Annotated in this window: 17 protein-coding genes and 1 tRNA gene; 4 read left to right on the top strand and 14 right to left on the bottom strand. The window is 41.1% G+C overall.

Going from position 1 to position 22,776, the window contains the following annotated elements:
- Window positions 1–3: 3 nt before the first annotated feature.
- From ABD769_RS20370 to ABD769_RS20345, 6 genes are all read right to left on the bottom strand, one after another.
- Window positions 4–1,701: an acetate uptake transporter family protein gene (locus ABD769_RS20370; RefSeq protein WP_344853201.1), complete on the bottom strand. Its 1,698-nt coding sequence runs from the start codon at window positions 1,699–1,701 to the stop codon at window positions 4–6.
- 4 nt (window positions 1,702–1,705) lie between these two features.
- On the bottom strand, window positions 1,706–3,037 hold the full coding sequence (locus ABD769_RS20365) for a DoxX family protein (RefSeq protein ID WP_344853200.1): 1,332 nt from the start codon (window positions 3,035–3,037) through the stop codon (window positions 1,706–1,708).
- 18 nt (window positions 3,038–3,055) lie between these two features.
- On the bottom strand, window positions 3,056–3,982 hold the full coding sequence (locus ABD769_RS20360; protein ID WP_344853199.1) for a cyanophycinase: 927 nt from the start codon (window positions 3,980–3,982) through the stop codon (window positions 3,056–3,058).
- A 10-nt stretch (window positions 3,983–3,992) separates the two neighbouring features.
- Window positions 3,993–5,354 carry a RagB/SusD family nutrient uptake outer membrane protein gene (locus ABD769_RS20355; protein WP_344853198.1) on the bottom strand — a complete coding sequence of 454 codons (1,362 nt, stop codon included), beginning with the start codon at window positions 5,352–5,354 and terminating at the stop codon, window positions 3,993–3,995.
- A 15-nt stretch (window positions 5,355–5,369) separates the two neighbouring features.
- Window positions 5,370–8,480 (bottom strand): SusC/RagA family TonB-linked outer membrane protein, encoded by a 3,111-nt coding sequence (locus ABD769_RS20350; protein ID WP_344853197.1) that lies wholly within the window; start codon window positions 8,478–8,480, stop codon window positions 5,370–5,372.
- Between the two features lie 802 nt (window positions 8,481–9,282).
- Window positions 9,283–9,356: transfer RNA gene (locus ABD769_RS20345), tRNA-Asn, on the bottom strand.
- Between the two features lie 369 nt (window positions 9,357–9,725).
- Here ABD769_RS20345 and ABD769_RS20340 point away from each other — a divergent pair.
- On the top strand, window positions 9,726–10,646 hold the full coding sequence (locus tag ABD769_RS20340; RefSeq protein ID WP_113950757.1) for a PfkB family carbohydrate kinase: 921 nt from the start codon (window positions 9,726–9,728) through the stop codon (window positions 10,644–10,646).
- A 314-nt stretch (window positions 10,647–10,960) separates the two neighbouring features.
- Here ABD769_RS20340 and ABD769_RS20335 read toward each other — a convergent pair whose 3' ends face one another.
- Genes ABD769_RS20335 through ABD769_RS20325 form a run of 3 tightly spaced genes read right to left on the bottom strand, consistent with a single transcriptional unit; the run spans window position 10,961 to window position 14,946 of the window.
- Window positions 10,961–12,556: an MFS transporter gene (locus ABD769_RS20335; protein ID WP_344853196.1), complete on the bottom strand. Its 1,596-nt coding sequence runs from the start codon at window positions 12,554–12,556 to the stop codon at window positions 10,961–10,963.
- Window positions 12,549–13,607: an HlyD family secretion protein gene (locus tag ABD769_RS20330; RefSeq protein ID WP_344853195.1), complete on the bottom strand. Its 1,059-nt coding sequence runs from the start codon at window positions 13,605–13,607 to the stop codon at window positions 12,549–12,551. The genes ABD769_RS20335 and ABD769_RS20330 overlap by 8 nt, the downstream gene beginning before the upstream one ends.
- A 1-nt stretch (window position 13,608) precedes the next feature.
- Window positions 13,609–14,946 (bottom strand): TolC family protein, encoded by a 1,338-nt coding sequence (locus tag ABD769_RS20325; protein WP_344853194.1) that lies wholly within the window; start codon window positions 14,944–14,946, stop codon window positions 13,609–13,611.
- A gap of 85 nt (window positions 14,947–15,031) precedes the next feature.
- Here ABD769_RS20325 and ABD769_RS20320 point away from each other — a divergent pair, with 85 nt between their 5' ends.
- Window positions 15,032–15,859, top strand: a complete 828-nt coding sequence (locus ABD769_RS20320; protein ID WP_344853193.1) for a helix-turn-helix domain-containing protein — start codon at window positions 15,032–15,034, stop codon at window positions 15,857–15,859.
- Here the strand turns inward: ABD769_RS20320 and ABD769_RS20315 are convergent.
- From ABD769_RS20315 to ABD769_RS20305, 3 genes are all read right to left on the bottom strand, one after another.
- On the bottom strand, window positions 15,840–16,088 hold the full coding sequence (locus ABD769_RS20315; protein ID WP_344853192.1) for a cytochrome b5 domain-containing protein: 249 nt from the start codon (window positions 16,086–16,088) through the stop codon (window positions 15,840–15,842). The genes ABD769_RS20320 and ABD769_RS20315 overlap by 20 nt on opposite strands.
- A 484-nt stretch (window positions 16,089–16,572) precedes the next feature.
- Entirely contained in the window at window positions 16,573–17,262 is a 690-nt protein-coding gene (locus tag ABD769_RS20310; RefSeq protein WP_344853191.1) for a lycopene cyclase domain-containing protein, read from the bottom strand.
- On the bottom strand, window positions 17,263–17,793 hold the full coding sequence (locus tag ABD769_RS20305; protein WP_344853190.1) for a hypothetical protein: 531 nt from the start codon (window positions 17,791–17,793) through the stop codon (window positions 17,263–17,265).
- Between the two features lie 662 nt (window positions 17,794–18,455).
- Between ABD769_RS20305 and ABD769_RS20300 the strand changes: the two genes are divergently transcribed.
- Complete coding sequence (locus ABD769_RS20300; protein ID WP_344853189.1) at window positions 18,456–18,758, top strand: GIY-YIG nuclease family protein; 303 nt, start codon at window positions 18,456–18,458, stop codon at window positions 18,756–18,758.
- 369 nt (window positions 18,759–19,127) lie between these two features.
- Complete coding sequence (locus ABD769_RS20295; RefSeq protein WP_344853188.1) at window positions 19,128–20,609, top strand: phytoene desaturase family protein; 1,482 nt, start codon at window positions 19,128–19,130, stop codon at window positions 20,607–20,609.
- 456 nt (window positions 20,610–21,065) lie between these two features.
- Here the strand turns inward: ABD769_RS20295 and ABD769_RS20290 are convergent, their stop codons facing one another.
- Window positions 21,066–21,596 carry an RNA polymerase sigma factor gene (locus tag ABD769_RS20290; RefSeq protein ID WP_025142035.1) on the bottom strand — a complete coding sequence of 177 codons (531 nt, stop codon included), beginning with the start codon at window positions 21,594–21,596 and terminating at the stop codon, window positions 21,066–21,068.
- A 123-nt stretch (window positions 21,597–21,719) separates the two neighbouring features.
- Complete coding sequence (murB, locus tag ABD769_RS20285) at window positions 21,720–22,736, bottom strand: UDP-N-acetylmuramate dehydrogenase (RefSeq protein ID WP_344853187.1); 1,017 nt, start codon at window positions 22,734–22,736, stop codon at window positions 21,720–21,722.
- Window positions 22,737–22,776: the final 40 nt, after the last annotated feature.

Raw genomic sequence — 22,776 nt, 5'->3', positions numbered from 1 at the left:
TCCTTAATATTTACCCGCGCTTAAAGTACTTTTTGGCAATACATATTGTCGGTCGTAACGATCGAGTACCACGTAAATAGAATCTTTTCGCTCATTGATGCCCGAAAGGATAACCCTCGAACCATCAGTGGTATCGTATCTTAATACCATACGATGGCGTTTTACTTCCCTTGGCTTTTCTTCAAATTCGCGGTCCCTGCGGGTAGACCATGCGGCTTTATCGATCATTTTATTTTCATCGCCGATGTGTTGCCATGCCGTTTTACTAATCCAGTTGTCCTCTTTTGGTTTAGCATCCTTGGCCTGATCTGCACCTTTGCGTCCGCCCCTCAAAGCCATCACATTTTTATCCTGCAGGTACAGCACTTTATCTACGGTATCGGCATAATAATGAAATGCCCGTTGGCCACCGGCAACACCACTGATTTCGAAAGTGCGCTGGATATCGCGCATCGGGCTACCGCCACCATTTGATGGATCGATGAGTACCGGACGATTGATTTTGAAAGTCAGTGTAGTCCAGTTTTCGAAAGTAGCTTCCTGCCAACGGGTAGAATCGAGTGGATTAAACGGAATCACTTCTCCGTTAATTTTAAACTCGCTTACACGGTAATTTCCCCTTAGTTTTTTAACGCCGGCGGTTGCAGGCTGTTTGTAGGGATCATATTTAAAGTTAATCACCTCGGTATAGGTAAGCACGCCAAAAAAGATCACAAAAGTGAGCACTTTTAAGGTAATGCGGGTGTATTTGAGCCATGGTTTTCGAAAATCGGGATATACCCTGAACGGAACGGTATAACGTTCGAGAATGAGCAGGTTGTATAATTTAGGAAAATCATCGGCAGCAATAAACAGCCCGAGCAGCACAAAATAAAACGCGTACACATGTACACCGCCATCGTAAGCATAATTTACGAAAGTGATATCGCCTAGCGCAGCCGCTAAAAGTATAGCGCCAAATGTGCTGGTTTTCCGGAAGAAAAGCATGGCACCGGCAACAATTTCGACCACACCACCAAAAACCTGGTACCAGGGTACTACACCTACCGAAAGCCAGTATATTTTTTGTGCGGTAAAATCGCCAAAATTACTGTTGAGCAAACCCAGTGAAGGGTATGGCATCTGCGTAGGGAAAAGTTTAGTAAAACCGAAGCCAATAATACCAATCCCTGCGCGGTAACGCACCACCACCCTGATCCAGTAATAAAGAATGTGGTAAGATTTGCGCTTGCGGTCAAAGGCCGTCCAGATTAATGCACCTAAGAGTGCAAACACCAGTGCAATGCCCCAATCTACATAATCGGCCAGAAAACTTCTCTTGGGCGGTAAAGCTGCACCATTTTCGTTTTGTGCTTTTTTGTCGCCACCTTTTTCTGCCTTATTCTTTTTGACACCATCTTTTTTAGACGATTCATCACCTGATGGCGAATCGGTAATGTCACGCGATCGCTGTCCGCCAAAAAGCGATAAAAAGCTGGGCTGGAAACGGGCAATATCGTACAAATCGCGGTAATGCGGTCGCGACCAATCTAAGGTGAAAACGTTTTTATACCAATTGGCCGAAAATGGGATAGACATGGCCAGGAAGAAAATAAACAGCACCCGGAAGCCAAATTTCTTTTGCCACGACCATGGCTTTTTAGCTTCAGCCTGTTGCGCCGTTACCCCGTTTTTTATATCCTGTTGTTTTATTTCAGACATAACATTATAGTTTAAGTGCTTTGCGGCGGCTAAGCTTTAAAGGATATTTTTTATCGATTTTGTTCAATATCACGTAGATAGAATCGCGGTGCTGATTGGTACCGGAAAGGATGATTGTTGCACTATCAGGGCGGCTATAATTTAACCGCAACTGTTCGCCCTTGTAGTGTGGATTTTTGTTATCCAATAACAATACATGGTTCGCCGAATCGACAGTATAACTGTAATAATGCCTTCCGGCGGTACCGGTCAATTCATAATCGCGGTCTTTATCATTTTTAAATACCTGCTCATAGTTTGCCGAATCAACAATTACTTTCCGATCGGAACGTACGCTGATGGTGGCCCATTTTTCGAATACCACATCTTTCCAGCGGATAGAATCTGCAGCAGCATAAGGCAATACACGGCCATTGATTTTGAATTCGCTTACATTATAAATCCCGGCAGCTTTGGCTAAACCTTTAGTCCGCGGAAACTGGTAAGGATTGTGATGGAAACCCGAGTAGGTTTTAAAACCATAAAGGAAGACGAAAAAGAAAATAACCAGCGTTTTAAGCGCCAAACGCAGGGATTTGGTTTTACCCACAAATTGTGGCTTAAAACTATTGGGTGCAGTAGGCTGCTCGAGTGAGACAAGGTTATAAATCCGCTGTGCATCGAACCACAATACAAACAGTGCAAAAGTGATCAGGTAAGTGGCATACACAAACTCACCACCTTCGTACGCCAGGTTGGAAATAAATACATTTCCGGTAAATACCAGGATAATTACTGCACCGATGGTGGCTGTTTTGCGGAAAAACAATAACAAACCCGCGAGGATTTCGATAGCACCCAAAAAAGCTTCGTAAGAAGGTACGATGCCCAAACTCATCGAAAATATTTTCCAGTCGGTAAAATCGCCATAACTGGTATTTAAATTACTGATGGAAGGAAAAGGTGCCTGTAAAGGGAAAAATTTGATAAAGCCGTATCCGATGATGCCAATGGCCAAACGGTAACGCACTACCACCCTTAACCAGTAATAAAACTGGTTGTAATCGATATCTTTATATTTCGATTTACCCCAGGCTACCGCGCCAATTATTGCAATTATTGCAACAATGATCCAATTGATAAAACTATCAGCACCAGGCAAGAACTTTGCAGATAAACGCGTAAGGTTAAAAATATCGCCATAGCTGATGTGAAACCAGTTAAAACCAAAAACAATTTTAAAAAAATCGACACTTAAAGGAATGGCCTGAAGGATAAAAAAGAGAAAAAAGAACCTGAATATCAGTTTTTCCCTAGCGGTCCATACAGGTGGCGATGGTATGTTGGTATTACTCATTGCTTTAATTTTTAAGGATTAATTTGAAGCGGTATTACCTGATTTCCGTGGTTCTTTAATCACCTGCCTTTTGGCCAGATCATATTTCTGGCCTGCACCTAAAAAGAAAAACGGTCCGTTTGAAGCCGTAAAATCTTCACGGTTATTTACAACATGTTTTTCGCCACTGTTCACAATGGTATTGTAATCATAAATGGCCACAAATGAATGTCCGAGCACCTGCAAGGTATCACGCTGTACCAAAATGGCGGTGGCCTCGTTCAGGCCAATGCCGATAAAATCAGGGGCTTTACGGATAAAATCAACCAGATCATACTGGCGGTTACGGACCAATAAATGCTGATCAATGGCTGAATATTTAAGAAAACCTAAACCCTGTGTATGGTCGCCCACCAAAACCTGTGCGCCTTTGGTGTCTCCCCTCCAGAGAAAAGAACCAATAATACTTGCCCCGGCCGAGCTGCCCGCAATTACACCTCCCCTGTTCAGCACATCGATAAAAGCCTGGTGCGTAAGGGTGTTGAGGTAAGAATCGGCAATACGCCACTGGCGGCCACCTTCAAAATAAACTGCGGTTGCATTTTTTAGGGGAGCGATAAATTTCTCGCTATTGGCTTCCTTAAAATCGCTGGTGTGGAAAAGGGTTACATTTTTAATTCCTGTCTGACGTTTTACCTCTTCAACCCCTTTTTTATCATAAGCTGCCGAATCGCCCGATGCAGTAGTAACTACCACGAGTACGGCTTTATCTTTACCTCCGGCCAGTTCGGTAAATTTATCCCAGATATCGCGTTGCGAACCCACATTACCACCAATAATCAGCAGACTGCCTTTTTCTGGTCCATGTCTGGTATCAGATTTTTTTACGGTAATGGGCGATGATTGGGCAAAAGCCGAATAACCGAATGCGGTTAAGGCCAAAAGAAAAATGCTTAGTTTTTTCATGATCAATTTTTTAATAACCAGGGTTACGGTTTGCTCCTGCCAATTGCGGATCAACCAATGTTTCGTTATAAGGAATCGGAAAAAGATAAAGGTGTTTATCAGGCAGGGCCAGCACGGTTTGTGCACGGTCTGTACGTACCAGGTTAAACCAGCGGTCGGCTTCGAAAGGGAATTCTACCTGACGTTCTTTTTCGAGTGCCAGTAAAATCTCACTTAAGGTAGCCGCAGTAGTTGCACCAAGTCCGGCACGGCTACGCACCGAATTTAAATCTGTTTCTGCGCTGTTAGCACCAATGAGATTACCTTGTTGCGCCCTTGCTTCTGAACGGATGAGGTATAATTCGGCAATGCGGATAACGTAAGCCGGATCGGTACCCAATGGATTACGGTAATATAATTTTCCGTACCATAAATTGCCCGGAGGCGCTGTTTGCGCAATTAAAGTATTGCGGTTACCGCCAACAGCGGGGTTATTTAACAAAGCAACCAAAGCATCATTCGGCGACCATTCTCTACGTCCGCCCAAAGCAGGTGGCAACCACCAGTTGCTGTGTCCGTTGGTGTTCGATGTGGTATAAGCCAGTTCGAGTACCGATTCGTTTGTGGTTACCGCATTATTGGCAAAAAACGCACTGTAAGGTGCCACAAGCGAATAATTTGCATTATCGTTAATTACCGACGTAGCAAATTGCTCGGCCAACGCCCAGTTTTTCTGGTAAAGGTAAAATCTGGCTTTAAGTGCCTGCACTGTGCGCAAGCTTACCCGGTTACGGCTTACGGCTGTTGGCACCAAAGTTTCGGCAGCGTTTAAATCTTTTAGCACCTGTGCATAGGTATCTGCCAGGCTACTGCGTGGAACATCGCTGTTATCTGATGAGTTATTGGTCGGTTTTAAGATAAGCTGTACACCACCCCAACCACGTGCAAGATCGAAATAAGCCAAAGCACGGACGAAATAAGCTTCGCCAAGGTATTGGTTTTTTAACGTTGTGGTCAATAAAGGATCGCTAACAGTAGGTACCTTATCAATGATATAATTGGCCTGAGAAATGGTTTTATAAATAGCCGTCCATGCCGACTGCACATAACCATTGGTAGCAGAAGTAAGGTGTTTGGTAATTTCGTTGGGATCAGACTGGGAGCCCGACCACTGAATATCTCCGGCAGATAAATAAGAAAGCGCCGGGAAGTTTGAGCCATAATAACTGTTGGCCGCCAAAAGGTTAAATAAACCATTTACGGCAGTAGCCGCAGTACCGGCATTGATAATGGCCTGATCCTGATCTACCTGCAACTGGGGCTGTACCTCCAGAAACTTTTTGCAGGAAGTGAACAGGATGATGACTGCGAATATGTATATAACTTTTTTCATGATTGATTATTCGGTTTAAAAAGTAATGTTTGCACCTATCTGGAAAGTACGTGGCACAGGTGGCGTACCTAAATCGTAACCGAGTACGGTAGCCGACGATGATACATTGATTTCCGGATCGGGACCTTTGTATTTAGTCCACAACCAAAGGTTTGAGCCGCTTGCATAGATCCTTACAGAATTCATTCTGGCTTTTTTGATAAAGTCTTTCGGTAGGTTATAACCAAGGGTTACATTGCTCAGGCGAAGGAAAGATCCGTCCTCAATATTACGGCTGGTTGGGCTCAGGGTGTAGTTTTGTCCGTAAGCGGTTAGCCTTGGCATATTGGTAATATCACCGGGTTTCTGCCAGCGGTCTAACTGGTAAACATCCATGGCCCTGTTGGCATCGCGGGTTCCGCCACCTTCGAGAAAATAATTGTTGTTATTGTAAACCTTATTGCCATAAACAAAATTGAAGAACACCGATAAATCGAAGCCTTTGTAGCTGAGGTTATTCGTTAAACCCCCGTTAAATTTCGGTAGCGCATTGCCCACCGGGACAATATCATTCGCGTTGATTACACCATTGTGATCGGCATCTTCGTACACCGCATTTCCGGTCTGAGGATCAACGTAAAGCTGGTTATACACATAAAAAGTGTACATCGATAAACCCTGCACCATACGTTCGGCAGCATAAGCAGCAACCACCGGGGTAGGCAGTTTTTCAATTTTATTGATGTTACGCGAAATATTAAAATTGGTACTCCATTTAAACGCACCATCGAGATTAACGCTGCTGATATTCAATTCCAATCCTTTATTGCTCATTTCACCGGCATTGGTAAGGATAGAAGAAAAACCTTTACTCGAAGCTAACGGCAAATTAAGCAACAGGTTGCTGGTGTATTTATCGTAAACATCGCCGCTTAAAGTCAACCGGTCTTTAAAGAAACTCAAGTCAAAACCAATATTGGCCTGACGGGTACTTTCCCATTTCAGATCAGGATTGGCCAATTGCGACGGCACCGTACCCGGATTGTTCTGATAGTTGGCTCCGGCACCCCATAAACCACGCGAGGCAAAATCGTTGATCCCGTTCTGATTTCCGGTTACACCGATACTTCCGCGGAGTTTTAAGTCTGAAATTACGGCAACATCTTTCAGGAAGTTTTCTTGTTTAACACGCCAGGCTAAACCTGCAGAAGGGAAATATCCCCATTGGTGGTTGGCGCCAAAACGTGAAGAACCATCGGCACGGATACTGAATACCGCATAATATTTTCCACCGTAATTATAATTTAAACGGGCAAAAAATGAAGATAATGTATATTTAGATTCAGACGCAGATGAAGTGGTGTTAGCGGCAGAAGCAATCTGCTGAAACGAATCGTTCGGAAAATTGGTACCCTGCGCCAGGGTCTGGTTGGATACTGATCCCTGTAAGGAATTACCGATCAAAGCACCAAAAGTATGTTTACCGGTAACGTGGTTATAATTTAGGGTTTGCTCGTTTGTCCAGATGGTGTTATTGCTTACACTTGAGGTCCCCAGGTTTTTGTTCGCAATACCCAGGTTGGTTAAACTGTTCCAGTACTGGAATTCGTTATACTGGTTATAATCAACACTCCAGCTGGTTTTAAAGGTTAAATCTTTGGTGATATTCACTTCACCGTATAGATTACTAATTAACCTGTTACTGGTGCTGTTCATATTGGTATTGTTCAGCAGCACATCCAGGTTATCAAAACCTGCCCATTTGCCGGGTGTTCCATCAGCATTTACCTCCGGAAGATAAGTTGGGGTATGCAAAGCCGATTGTAAAATCCCACCCTGTGGCCCATCCCCTACACGTGCATTGGTGCGGTAAGTTTGGGTAAGGATGTTACTGGTTCCGATTTTTACGTAATCGTTGATTTTCTGATCAAGGTTCAGCTTAAAACTCCCTCTTCTGAAATCGTTTGTTTTCAGGGTTGCCTCCTGTTTATTTAATCCTCCACCGATATAATAGGTGGTTTTATCGTTACCTCCTGAAACAGAAACATCGTAGTTTTGCAACAGTCCGGTGCGGAAGGCTTTATTTAAACGATCATAAGTATTCTGATCTTGTGGCAAACCACGTGGTGCCGGCGAAGCAGTAGGATTATCGGTTAATGCCCTAAAAGGCTGAAACCTGTAAGTAGTAGCCGGGCTTGTTCCGTTTGCTGCAGCATTGGCAATGGCATCGGCGTTTGAATTGCGGTAAAATTCATTAATCAGTTCAGCGTGCTGCGGACCAGTTACCAGGTCCCATAATTTTGGTGCTTTTGCTACACCTACATAAGCACTTAAACTTACTTTTGGCGCAGTGTTATATTTACCGCGCTTGGTGGTGATTACAATTACCCCGTTGGCTGCACGGGCACCATAAATGGCCGTTGCATCGGCATCTTTTAAAACGGTAACACTTTCTATATCATCCGGACTGATATCCGACAGGGGGTTATTCGCCTGCCCCTGGGTAGTAATACGTTGCAGCGATCCGCTGTTTACATAAACACCATCAATTACATACAAAGGATCGTTGCTGGCATTGATAGAAGTTGTACCACGGATGCGGATAAACATTCCGTCGCCCGGAACACCTGTAGAAGTGCTTACCTGCAAACCAGGGGCTTTACCTTGTAGCTGCTCGGCAAAAGTAGCGGTCGGTTTCGCCCTTACTTCATCAACGGCAATGGTAGAAACTGAACCGGTTAACGATTTTCTCGTTTGAGTACCGTAACCAACTACCACTACATCGTTTAACTGGCTGTTTACTTCTTTTAATCTGATAGTTGTAGGACTGCTACTTACCACAATTTCTTTGGTTTCGTAACCTATAGAGCTTAAAATTAAAGTATAAGGTAATTTCTGACCGGTTACAAAAACAAATTTTCCATCGCCATCAGTCGAAACTACGTGTGTAACGCCTTTAATGCGTACCACAACGCCAGGCAATGGTTGTTTGGTTAAAGAGTCGATTACTGTACCTGCCAGTTTGGAATTAATAAGTGGCGGAGGCTCAACCTGGGCAAAAATTTTAAGGGGTACGGCCAGCACAGTAAGGAGCAAAACGAGGCTGGCCAATAAGAATGGTTTTTTCTTATGGAGAAATATTTCCATATTTAACGGGTTTTATGTTAATGATTCAATTCATTGGATAAAGCTGAATGGGTATCAGTGCGTGATTGGCGTTACAGAACTGATATTCCGTGATAACCGGCGAGGCTTCCTTGCCGGTTCTTTTTTGGCAATAATTTCAACACATATTTAAGGGGGCTTGGTGGTCAGGTTTTAAGGTATCATAGGTTTAACCCATAATTTTTCGGGGGAAAAATCATAATCAACAACAGCACATATTTCCATGGAAATAGATATTTAAAACAGAGCGTTTAATGTTAATATCAGAGATAGAGGATGTTTGGGGTGTTATTGTTGCATTCATGATCAGCGCAAACATATTGATAAATATTTAATCTACAAAATCGATAGACTAACTATTAATAATGTTACACGGGTTATGTTGTTGAATTTGAGTGAATGAGGTAGAAGTATATTAAAACGGAATGTTGTTATAAACAAAAAAGCCTTACAATTTCGTTGTAAAGCTTTCAAACCGGCTCCCTCTGCTGGGCTTCCCGAAAAATCGGGATCTTACTCTCCAGCAACCCTCTGATTAATTCCGCAACTGCAGGACGCTGACCAGCTGATCCGGAAGGCTCTTAAAATGTCCTTAACGCAAAAAACCACAACTTTCATTGTGGTTTTTGAAGCTCCCTCTGCTGGGCTTCCCGAAAAATCGGGATCTTACTCCCAGCAACCCTCTGATTAATCCCGCAACTGCGGGACGCTAACCAGCTGATCCGGAAGGCTCTTAAAATGTCCTTAACGCAAAAAACCACAACTTTCATTGTGGTTTTTGAAGCTCCCTCTGCTGGGCTCGAACCAGCGACCCTCTGATTAACAGTCAGATGCTCTAACCAGCTGAGCTAAGAAGGAATATTTATTTATTCTGGTTGTACTTTACTAAATTTGATCAAAATCCTTTGATCGTTTCTTAACTCTGATTAATCCCGCACCTGCGGGACTCAACCAGCTGAGCTAAGAAGGAATATTTATTTATTCTGGTTTGTTTATACTAATTCCGATCAAAATCCTCTGATCGTTTCTTAACTCTGATTAATCCCGCACCTGCGGGACTCAACCAGCTGAGCTAAGAAGGAGTGCTGGTTGTTTCCTAAAACGTGGTTATTGATGCTTTACAACATACATACCCTTGTTCGTTTTGGGAATGCAATATTAGGGCTTTTAAATTATTTATGCAATATTTGCAGTGAAAAAATTTAGAAAAAAAATTAATACAAAGATATGAGCCTGATAATCATAGGTACTGTAGCTTTTGATGCTATTGAAACTCCTTTCGGAAAAACGGATAAAATTGTTGGTGGGGCTGCAACCTACGCAAGTTTAGCTGCTTCTTACTTTTATAATAAAGCAAAAATTGTAGCAGTGGTTGGCGATGATTTCCATCAGTCAGACATCGATACCTTTACCAATCACGGCATTGATACCGAAGGATTACAGATTAAAGCAGGCGAAAAATCATTTTTCTGGTCGGGGAAATACCATAACGACATGAACAGCCGCGATACTTTAATTACGGAATTAAACGTATTGGAAAACTTCGACCCGATTATCCCTGAAAGCTATCAGGACTGCGAATACCTGATGTTGGGCAATTTAACACCACAGGTACAGCAAACCGTAATTAAGCGCCTTAAAAACCGCCCGAAACTAATCGTAATGGATACCATGAACTTCTGGATGGACATTATGATGGATGATTTACTGGAAACCATTAAACTGGTTGATGTATTAACGATTAACGATGCAGAAGCCCGTCAGTTATCAGGCGAATACTCGTTAGTTAAGGCAGCTAAAAAAATCCTTGCCATGGGACCAAAATACCTGATTATTAAAAAAGGCGAACATGGTGCATTATTGTTCCATGAAGATCAGATTTTCTCTGCTCCCGCGCTACCATTGGCAGAAGTTTTCGATCCAACCGGTGCAGGCGATACCTTTGCAGGTGGTTTTATCGGTTATTTAGCAAAAGTGGGCACCATCAACTTCAATAACATGAAAAATGCGATCATTTATGGTTCGGCACTGGCTTCTTTCTGCGTTGAAAAATTCGGAACAGAAAAGTTGTTAAACCTAACTGATGAAGAAGTTGCCGCAAGGATTCAACAGTTTGTAAGCTTAAGCGCGTTTACAATAGAAGCTTAATCAGTTCTCAATTGGCAGTTTTCAGTTGACAACTGGCAATTCAAAATAAAGGAACCGCAGGTTTAAGGGATGAATTTCTTCTAAACCTGCGGTTTTTTTTAGCCCATTCCGTCATTTCGACTGTAGCGTGCCGATTTTTCATCGGTAGCGGAACGGAGAAATCTATCTCGAGACAGATCTCTCCGCACCGGTTGATAAGCACTTACTTTGACAATCTTTTTCGGCTGTATGCATAAAGATTGTCAAAGTTTAAGCCACCGAAGCTAGATCTAAGTCAATTAATCTCTCCATCGCATTACGTTTCGTTTCACCTACTAAAACCCTACCGCTGCAGGCTGCCTGTTCCTTAAATTAATCACCGTTCTGCTGATAACCGGTTGTAGGGCAATCAGAATAATCGATAGTAAACAAAGTACCGCAATCCACTCATAATAGCTTACACAGAACTGTAGAAATGTTTGCTTTTGCACAGCTTTATTGAGCAAGCCAATTGCCGCTTTACCAGCTTCATCGCGGGGCATCCCCCTGCTGTTTAGTACCGATTGATACATTTTTAACCTATCCGGCAGGTTAAAATCGAGTAAAGTAAGGTTACTCCGCAAATCATCGTTATGTTTTCCTTTAAAGTATAACTGATAGAAATTAATAAAGGCTAAACTCAGGCTAAAAGTCGAAAAACGAACGAAAATCCCTACAGAAGACGCCGACTGACTCATATTTTCAGGTACTGATGACATAATAAACATCACAATCGGCGACATTACCATACCTGCACCTACACCCTGCATAAACAAAGGCAGGTAAAAGTTATCCGTCCCCGCTTCGGTTGCAAATAACTGACACATCCATATAAAAAACACAAAAAGGAATACAAAACCGGTTACCCACAGTATTCTTAAATGTCTCTGACGAATAAGAAAACGGATCGCGATGATAGAACCAACTACTACCCCGGCGATATTAAAAATCATCATTTCGTTGGCGTGCAGCGAATCCATTCCTAAAACCGTAATAAAATAAGAAGAAGTTAAACTGAAAGCACCGCGAATGATATACAGAATTACCAAAAAAACAATCCCGATGGCGAAATTCCTCGATTTAAACACCGACAGATCAACTGCAGGTCTTTTCAAAGTACGCTGCCGGGCTATCGAAACCACAAACAGAAACAGAATGGCCAATATAGAATAAACAATGCTTTCGTCATCCAGCCAATCGTACTCCTGCCCATAAACCAATACGTAAGCAATTAGCACCAACATGGTTGAGAAAAGTACAAAACTCATCCAATCTATTTTATAGAGTGGTGTTTTGCGCAAAATGTGCACACGATTAATTACACTGAAAAGCAGCACGGCACTTGGTAAAAAGCAGAAAATAATGGCCTTATAAACCACATTATATTCATAATTTTCTACAATGGGCACCGAAAACAATGCTGTAAGGGGCGATACACAAAGGATCATTCCATAAAAAATGGTATAACCGGTTTCTTTTGCATGTTCTGATTTTAAGCGGCTAAAAAGCAGATTCAGCGAAATGCTTGTTAAACCACAGTTTACGATTCCCTGTAAAAAACGAAGGGTAAAAATCAGCCACATTTCACGCGTATGGTAACACCAATAGGCAATCAGGATTTCTAAAATAATACAGATCAGCAGGTAATCTTTGGTAACTACCCGGGCGAAAAACCGCCGCTCTACCACTGCAAAACTGGCTACAGCTGCGTAAAACATCAACATTGAAAACTGGATGTCGGAGGCACTGGCCCCATAATAACCTGCCGCAGCGGTACCATCAGCGGTAGATAGTGCAAAAAGCAATACGGATGATAGGAGCACCGCAAAAATGCTCAGTATCACCAGCCATTCGGGTACCCTTTTTTTAAATATGGGCAAACGATCAGTCATTTTTTTTCACTTTAACACTGGCACTCATGCCCGCACTTAAGGCATCAAGCCCTTTATCCTGCTTATCCAGGCGGATACGTACGGGGATTCTTTGTGCAATTTTCACGAAATTTCCGGTCGAATTATCTGGCGGCAATAACGAAAACCGCGAACCTGTTGCACCGGAAAGGGATTCTATTTCACCTTGAAACGACTGTCCGGGGAAAGCATCGACTTCTACATTTACCTTTTCACCAACATGCATTTTAGCAATCTGCGTTTCCTTAAAATTGGCCACTACCCATTTCCCTGCGCTGCGATCAACCAGATAGGCGATGGTTTGGCCGGTTTGAACCAATTGCCCCACCTGTATCGTTCTTCTGCCCATTTTGCCATCGTAAGGTGCTACAATAACTGTGTAGGAGGTATTCAGGTTATTTCTTTTTACTACTGCTGTTCTTCTTTTTATTTCAGATGCCAGTACTTCGCGCTGCGCTTTAATATCGTTCGTTCTCGAAATGGCAGTTGCATAATCTTCTTTGGCCGCCAGGTATTCGGCCTGTGCTACCTGCAATAAACTTTCTATCGTTTCTAATTGCTGGCGTGTGGCCGATTCTGCATCGAAAAGTTTTTTATAGCGGTTATATTCTGTCTGCTGTTTCCAGAGTTTTGCTTTTGCAGCTGCAATTTTAGCTGCAGCAACCATTGCGGTACTCTGTGCGGTTTTAATGTTACTTTGCTGTACCGAAACCTGTGCTTTGGCATTTAACAACGAAGCCGAAGCCTCATCCTGCTGTACGGTATAATCGTCATCATCAATAAGCACCAGCGTATCGCCTTTTTTCACCTCCTGGTTTTCTTCAAATTTTACCGCTTTAATGTAACCGCTTACCCTTGCCGTTACGGGATTAATGTACTCATCCACCTGCGCATCGTTGGTTTCTTCATATTTGATATAGCCGAAAAGGGTTTTCCCACCCCATACCATTAGCACCGCTAAAACGATGAGCGCGATGATGGTGGTAATTCTGCTGATGATTTTATCGGCTTTGCTTTGTTTCTGTGTGTTCATTTTATAAATTTCCTACGGCTTTTTGTAATTGATAATATTGCATTTTGGCATTCACTTTTGCAGTGGTCAGTTCGAACTTCGATTGCAGTAACTGGGTTTCGGCATCAAGCAGATCGGTTAAAAGCGACAACTGATTGAAATACGTATTCTGCACAATACGGTAACTTTCTGCAGCCTGTTTAATGTTCTCTTCGGCCAATGTGATGCGCTGCACCGATTCTTTATAGCGGATATAGTTTTCCTGCACTTCCTGGCGGATATGATCTTTTACATCCTCATCTTCTACCTCCTGCTGATGTACTTTAATTTCCGCTTCTTTTACTTTATGCTGATTGGTGTACCACGATGAAATCGGAATTTTAAGCTTAAGCCCAACCATACCATTACTGTAAAGCGAAAGTGCATAAGGGTAAAACTGGATCTGCGGATAAGCAAAAGTATATTCACCGAAGAAACCCAGAGAAGGCATGATATTCGATTTTACATTTTTAAGCTTCAGTTTGGCCAGCGCCTGCTCTTTTTCCGAAATCTGTATCTTATACGACGCTGTTTTTGCATCATTAAAATATTCATCAACCTGTTTTAACGCAATAGCATCTGTTTCCTGGTCTGAGATCTGTGGATTTAAAGGCGCATCATCTGCCCTCCCGATTAAAATGTTGAGTTTCTGTTTGGCAATGCCGATGCTGTTTTCGATTTCGGTAAGCAGCATTTTTTGTTTCGAAAGACGTAATTCGGCCCTTAACACATCACTTTTTAATATTGTACCGTTTTTATAGAGCTGGTTAATTTCAGCCAATTGCTTTTCGCGGTCGCGAATGTCCTGCTCCAATAAAGTCCTGTAAGAAATATTGCGGAATACATCATAAAAATAAACCGCTGCGGTATAATGGATTTCCTGTTTGCTCTGGCTTTTTTGGATCCTGCTCAATTCACTTTCTACTTTCGAAGCATTAATTTCGGTAGTGGTTTTTCCGCCGTTATAGATATTGAAATAAGCATCGGCACCGGCTTTATAATATGTGGGCGCAACCGGAAACTGGCTCGGGGTATGGAATAACCCGTTTTCGTAAATGGGTAACGGAAAAACGTGTGCATAAAGTCCTTCGGCAGCAATTTCAGGCAATCTTTCTGCCTTACTTACTTTTACATGTACATCGGCAGCCTGCACGTTAAGTCCCTGCATCTGCATCTTTTTATTGTTGCTATCAGCCAGTGCCCAAACTTGATTAATGGTAAAATTGCTTTGATCGGGAACGGCTTGTGCATGTACAAAAACTGATGATAAAAGAAAGGCCATGCATACCCAGAACATTCTTTTACGCTTTAAAAAAATCATATCTGTTAATTAATAATGCAAATTTCGCTACAGATTTGTTACTTTGTTTTATCTAAACTGACAGATATTTATTCAAACCAGCCAAATGATAAAAGTTAGCAACGAAGACCTTTTATTTGCAATCGACGAAAAACCAGAAACCATGTATGTTTGGCATAGCAGGTTCGAAGACCGATTTCAAGACCATACCCATTTAAAGGGGCAGCTTACTTATGTAGAAGGCGGCATTATTTTTTTATACACTAAAGAAAAATCTTACTTTTTGCCTGCCCGGCACTACGTCTGGATCCCCGCCGGGGTAGAGCACCATTTGCAACACCGCTACCATGCCGCCATAGTGCGGAACATCTATTTCGATAGCACTACCGACGATGAAAACCCATTTTATAAAAAGATTGGCATTTATCCTGTAAATAACCTTTTGCTCGAAATGTTCCTCTTTTCGGAGCGCTGGAACGGGAATATTACCCCGAAAACGCATGAATACGATTTTTTAAATACGCTAAAAAATATTCTGCCGGTAGTGAGCGAACATCCGCTGCCTATTGCGCTCCCTACTACCGAAAACATGCGGTTGCGCCCGGTATTGCGGCATATTGTGGATGGACTGGCCGATGATGGCATGAGTTTAGAAAGTGTGGGTAAGGCTATGGGCTTTAGTGAACGTACGCTCTCGAGGTTATTTCAATCGGCTTTGGATACTTCCTTTTTTCAATACCTGAAACTGGCCCGGATGATTAAAGCAATGGAAAAATTACTGGAAAGCGATGCCACCATCAGCGAAGTGGCCTACCAGGTGGGTTATAACAGTATTTCCTCTTTTAGTAATACTTTTTATAAAATGGTAGGCAAAAGGCCGTCTGAATTTAAGGAGTTAAAACAAGCTACGCTCACTAAAATGAACCTGGTTTAACCAACACGGCAATGGGCGTAAATTTCTCGAAAACGGCTTCGGTATGTGGTGCGTCGGGCAGTTCGTCGGTTAAATCCTGTCCGGCCCAATGTTCATAATGTTTACCGTTGCGCCATAACCTGCTATCCGTCATATCATAAATCAGCCCTTTGTAAGCTACCCAAATCTGTGGTTTGTCCTGTCCATTGCGTAAGGCGAGCTGTTGTTTGGTATAAGCGGGTAAATCCATTGATGTTAATTTCGGGTTGAAGATAGAAAAATTTAAGAAGACAGTCTCTCCAGTGATACCGTCATTTCGAGCGGAGTGCAACGCAATCGAGAACCCGAAGGCTCAGCGAAGCTAAATCTATTGAGCACAGATCTCTCCCCGCCTGTACGGGCAGGCGTTCCGCAAAAGGCTCCAGTCGAGATGACGAATTTTATTGGGTTAGAAGCGCAAAACCGCTGCAAAACACTTAATTTCTTCCCATTTTACGCTTATACGCTTTGCTTCCTCGTACCTCGTTGCTGCAGGGTACCGCTCCAACCGGGGCTAGGTGGCCAGGGCTTTATTTCATCTTCGGGGTTTGCAGGGTGCACAAACCCTTGTTGTTAAACCCGATTGTAGTGGTAGCTGCCGGCTTCACGCCGGCACTACAAACGAAAAGCGGGACCGCAGCCCCCTAAGCATTACCAAACATTCATTTTCCAGCAAAAAATCAACGAATTTAATCTTACACTACGCTTCTATTCGCTTTAGCCTTAAAAACCTCATACAGAAAAACATTCATCAATAACAAGCCCATTAAATAAAAATGATCTTCGAAAGGGATTGTTCCCACCCTAAAACCTAGATTTTCTTTGTTATTGTACATCACCACCGGAATAGCCGTTAAAAATCCATTCACGATATAAAAAGGAATAAGCGAAACGAAATAGGCCCTGTAAAATTTATACATAAACCTGAATTTTACATTTACATATTCTACATACCCCAATACCAAAAGTAAAAAACCGAAATTGATAAATGTGTACCATTTACTGTAACCAAAAAATAACATAGCCACACACAAACCCAGAAATAAATTACTTACTGCCAGACTATATTTCTGCAGATGGTTTTTCGGGAAATAAGCATTTAAACACTCGTAAATAAACACACAAGCGTATGGAACGGTTAGAAAGAAGAGCATTTCTTCTAAAGGCAAGCCCATTAAGTTTATACCGATCAAATAATCGGGGTTGAACGACCACACATTAAGTTTGGTAAACAGCATATCCCAGATTAAAAACACTACTCCGGTAATTAATATGGCAGGAAATATAAATTTCCATTTGCTAAAGAAATGCACCTTTTTATCGAAAGATAAAACCAGCGGAAAAAAAATTACGGCGAGGTTAATAAGTAAATAGGTATAATTCATTTAGAGGTGTTTCTTTAAAATTTTAATGTCTGCAGGTGTACATTTTTTACTATCAATCATAAATCTGGCTACATTTTTAACCAGTTCATCGTCGGCAAGGCCAAAATTTTCATTTTGATAATGTTTAATAATTTCCTTTTTATCTGTTGCCAGATCTTTACTAAAGCCTAAAAAAGCAGGGGTGTAAAACTCGATTGAAAAACGCATAAAACGGATTTCCATATTTTCTTTATCCATATCTATCGCTTTTTGCATAGTTTTTAGCGACTGGCTTACATATTTAATCTTATTATACGGATTCCATGAGTGTTTTGCTTTTAATGCTTCTAAAGTACCTGTATAACCGGTAATCAGTGCTGTTTTATTTGGCAGTTTATTCAATTTAGTAAATAAAGAATCGGTGAGTTTAGCGTTTTCTACTGCTTTGACCATGTTGGTTTTCAATACCGCAATTTCCTGGGTAGATAACTGGGCATAAGTAATATTACATGCTGCAATGAGCAGAAAAAAGATAATGCGTAGTTTAATCATGTTTGGGTGTAAAGGTAAGAAAAGCTGAGCGCATTTGCCCCACTGTCATCCTGAGCGCAGCGAAGGATCTCTAACCGATGAAACACATAACCCCAAATTGTTCCTTTACCAATGCAAATTCAAAATTTCGGGATTGTGCAGCTATTAAACAGATTCTTCACTGCGTTCAGAATGGCAAATATTTTTGCCCCACTGTCATCCTGAGCACAGCGAAGGATCCCTAAGCAATGAAACACCGACTCACAAACATCATCTTACTGTCAAAGCCAGTGAAACATTTAAGTAAGAACTAATACAAAACAGATTCTTCACTGCTTTCAGAATGGCAAATATTTTTGCCCCACTATCATCCTGAGCGCAGCGAAGGATCTCCAACCAATGAAACACCGCCCCCCAAGCACCACCTTACCATCAAAGCCAGTGAAATATTTAAGTAAGAACTAATACAAAACAGATTCTTCACTGCGTTCAGAATGACAAATCTTTTACACCGCTGTCATCCTGAGCGCAGCGAAGGATCCCTAACCAATGAAACACAGAACCCCAAAATATCTCTTTACCAAAGCAAATTCGAGATTTTGCGATTGTGCAGCTATTAAACAGATTCTTCACTGCGCTCAGAATGGCAAATACTTTATTAAAAAAAATATTTATTTTTAATAATGGATCATAATTATTTCGTTTACATCTTAACAAACAAGAACAAAACTGTTGTTTATACCGGAGTAACCAATGATTTGGAAGCAAGACTTAAGCAACATATAGATAACAAAGAAAATAAATTTGCTTTTACATATAAATACAACTGCCACTACCTGGTTTTTTTTGAGAGATTTGAACACATTGAAGTTGCTATTGAACGTGAAAAGGAAATAAAAGGCTGGACAAGGACAAAAAAGAATGCTTTAATTGAATTAAAAAACAAAAACTGGAATTTTCTTAATGATATGGTTATTGAAGAATAAGTCGTTTCTACACACTTAATCTCACTGTCATCCTGAGCGCAGCGAAGGATCTCTAACTGATGAAACACAGAACCTCAAACATCACCTTACTGTCAAAGCCAGTGAAACATTTAAGTAAGTGCTAATACAAAACAGATTCTTCACTGCGTTCAGAATGACAAATCTTTTTACCCCGCTGTCATCCTGAGCGCAGCGAAGGATCTCCAACCAATGAAACACTGAACCCAAATATCACCTTACCATCAAAGCCAGTGAAACATTTAAGTAAGTGCTAATACACAACAGATCCTTCGCTACGCTCAGGATGACAAAGTCTATTGAATGACAAAAAACAAAAACAAAACGCAATAAATTTACTTTATTTACACCATGGAGAAAAAACCCAGGGTAACCATTATTGGTGCCGGCTTTGCGGGCCTGGCTGCTGCTGCTTTACTTGCAAAAGACGGCTGCGAAGTTACAGTAATCGAAAAAAACGAAATGGCCGGCGGACGCGCCCGTACCTGGAAAAAAGATGGTTTCCTTTTTGACATGGGTCCAAGCTGGTACTGGATGCCTGATGTTTTCGAAAATTATTACCAGCTCTTTAATAAAACAACCTCTGATTTTTACGAGCTGAAAAGGTTAAGCCCTTCTTACCGCATTTACTTTGGCAAAGATGATACGCTTGATGTACCGGCAACATTAGATTATTTATACCAGTTGTTCGAACAATTAGAACCTGGCAGCACTAAAAACCTCCAGTCCTTTCTAGATCAGGCCAAATACAAATACGATGTGGGCATGAATGAGTATGTTTTTAAGCCTTCGCACAGCGTAATGGAGTATTTCGATCCGCGTTTAGCCGCCAGCGGAATTAAGCTTCAGCTTTTAGGCAATATGCGCAGGCACGTTCATCAACTATTTAAAAATGAGCGACTAAGAAAATTGTTAGAATTCCCGGTTTTATTTTTAGGAGCTACACCACAAAATACCCCGGCCCTGTACAGTTTAATGAACTATGCCGATCTCGTTTTAGGTACCTGGTACCCACTGGGTGGTATGCACAAAATTGTAGACGCCATGCAAAACATTGCCGAAGAGCAGGGTGTAAAGTTTATTTTTAATACTGAAGTAACCAAGATAGCAGTTAAAAACAATATTGCCGAAGAGGTGATTACCAATAAAGGCAGTTTTAAAAGCGAATTTTTTATAGGCAATGCCGATTATCACCACATCGACCAACACCTTTTTGATGCGCCATACCGCAATTACAGCGAAAAATACTGGGACGAAAGAACCATGGCCCCTTCCTGTCTTTTATTTTACATCGGTTTAAATAAAAAACTGGATAACATACTACATCATAACCTGTTTTTCGATGAAGATTTCGATCAGCATGCCGAAGAAATCTATACCGATCCGCAGTGGCCATCAAAACCATTGTTTTACGCTTGTTGTCCTTCGGTTACCGATCCGGGTGTAGCACCGGAGGGTTGCGAGAATCTTTTCTTTTTGGTTCCGCTTGCACCAAATTTAAAAGATAGCGAAAGCAAAAGGGAAGAATATTTTAATTTATTAATCGACCGGTTTAAAAATTTAACCGGAAACGACATTAAAGATAACATTCTGTTTAAACGCAGTTATGCCATGAATGATTTTGTAGCCGATTATCACGCTTTTAAAGGAAATGCGTATGGATTAGCAAACACTTTGAAACAGACCGCCTTTCTAAAACCGAAGATGAAAAGTAAAGTAACAAATTTTTTATATACGGGACAATTAACCGTTCCAGGCCCCGGAGTGCCGCCTGCAATCATATCCGGGCAAGTGGTAGCAAAAGAAATAAAAAAAAAGTTAAAAAAAGCTTGACAAATTTAAAATTTCCCTTATCTTTATAACCACAAAACAAAAACACTGCAATAAAGCTTCAAAACACATAATCGTTCGGGGTTTGCATTTGTTTCGAAATAAGAGAGAAGGCGAATTGTTGAAAGAAAAAATAAGAATCAACTAACCAAATATATGATAAGCAAAAAGGCCTGAAGTTTCAGGCCTTTTGCTTTTTAAGACGTTTTGGGATGAAATTGCATTAATCTACTCCAGGCGACCAATTAAATTAAATGACGTCATTTCAACTGTAGCATAGCAGAACGCCTGCCCGTACAGGCGGGGAGAAATCTATTCTAGGCAGATTAAGCTTCGCTGAGCATTCGGGTTCTCTACTTCATTGCATTCCACTCTAAATGACAATACCTTCAATGGAAATAAATAACACAAAAAAGGCCCAGATAATATCTGAGCCCCTTGTTTTTCGATTGATGTATCTTAAGCCATTTCGGTACTGGCAATTTCTTTCGAATATGTTTTTAAGTATTTTTTCAAAATTCCTCTGGCTACGTGAATACGTGTTTTAACGGTTCCGATTGGAATTTCAAGCATATCAGCAATTTCGTGGTATTTATATCCTTCAAAATAACGGATAAACGGCACATAATATTCTTCCGGCAATTGAGAAAGAGCTTTATCTATATCGCCTAATACAAATTTACTCTCTGCCTGGTTTTTAGTAGCACTATATGAAAGGTTCGCTGAAGAAATATCTTCGCTCTGTGTAATTAAAGTATTGGTTTTTACCAAACGACGGTAGTTATTAATGAAAGTGTTTTTCATAATGGTAAATAACCAGCCTTTCAGGTTCGTACCCTCCTTAAACTTATTATAATAAGTAATTGCTTTAAGCATGGTGTCTTGAACCAAATCATTTGCGTCTTCTGCGTCTTTAGTGAAATTTAAAGCATAAGACCTAAGTGATACCGAGTGATGATTAACCAGATGATTGAATTCAAATTTTGTCATGATTTTTAGCTTTAGGTAGATTAAAACAAATTATTGCTTATTCTACTAAACCTAAACAAACTTAGTACCAAAAATTTCTGGCACGGTGCCAAAAGCGTAAATACATCCTACAGCAACTTTTCGTCACAGAATATTTACTTCCCGTTCTAAAGTGACTCCAAAAGTAGACTTTACACTGTCTATAATTTGTTCAGAAAACTGATAAACTTCTGTGCCAGTTGCGCCGCCATGGTTAACTAAAACCAAAGCCTGGTTTTTCCAGGTACCGGTATTGCCTACAATTTTGCCTTTCCAGCCACATTGCTCGATTAGCCAGCCTGCTGCCAGTTTAATTTTATCATCTGGTGTTGAATAATGCACCACATCGGGGTGTTTAGCCACAATATCTGCAAATTCATACTTTTCGATTACCGGATTTTTAAAGAAACTACCTGCATTGCCAATGGTAGAGGGATCAGGCAGTTTACTTACGCGGATATGTGATACTGCTGCAGAAACATCTGCAATGTTTGGGTTTTCAATCCCCCTGGCCTGAAGTTCTGTTTCAATTGCACCATAAGAGGTATTAATTTTTGCTGAGGAAGACAATCGGAAAGTAACCGAAGTAATGATATACTGCCCTTTTAATTCACCTTTAAAAATACTTTCGCGGTACCCGAAATGACAATCAGCATAGGTAAAGGTTTTAATTGTTCCGGTTTTGATTTCAAATGCAGTACAACTGTCGAAAACATCTTTCAGTTCTACGCCATAGGCACCAATATTTTGTATAGGCGATGCCCCAACCGTGCCCGGAATTAAACTTAAATTTTCTACCCCAGCAAAATGATGCGCTACACAATAGTTTACAAAATCGTTCCAAACTTCACCAGCTCCTGCAGTTACTGATACTTTATCTTCAATAATTTCAGATTTAATTCCCTTGATGCTAATCTTGATGACTAAGCCATTATAATCTTGAGTAAACAACACATTACTCCCTCCGCCAATAATAAACAGCTTTTGGGAGTTAACCAGGTCACGCTGAAAAAGTTCCTTCAAATCATCTTCCGAAAATATTTCGGCAAAAAAATGAGCCTTAACATCGATACCAAAGGAGTTATAAGGTTTTAATGAAATATTTTCCTGAATTTGAAGCATTTTGATTTTGTGTTATGCGGCAAAAGTAAGAAATAAATAG

The organism is Pedobacter jeongneungensis (genome assembly GCF_039538295.1).
Classification (GTDB): Bacteria; Bacteroidota; Bacteroidia; order Sphingobacteriales; family Sphingobacteriaceae; genus Pedobacter; species Pedobacter jeongneungensis.
Note: the sequence above shows the minus strand (reverse complement) of the source record. Positions and strands in the feature narration are given on the sequence as shown.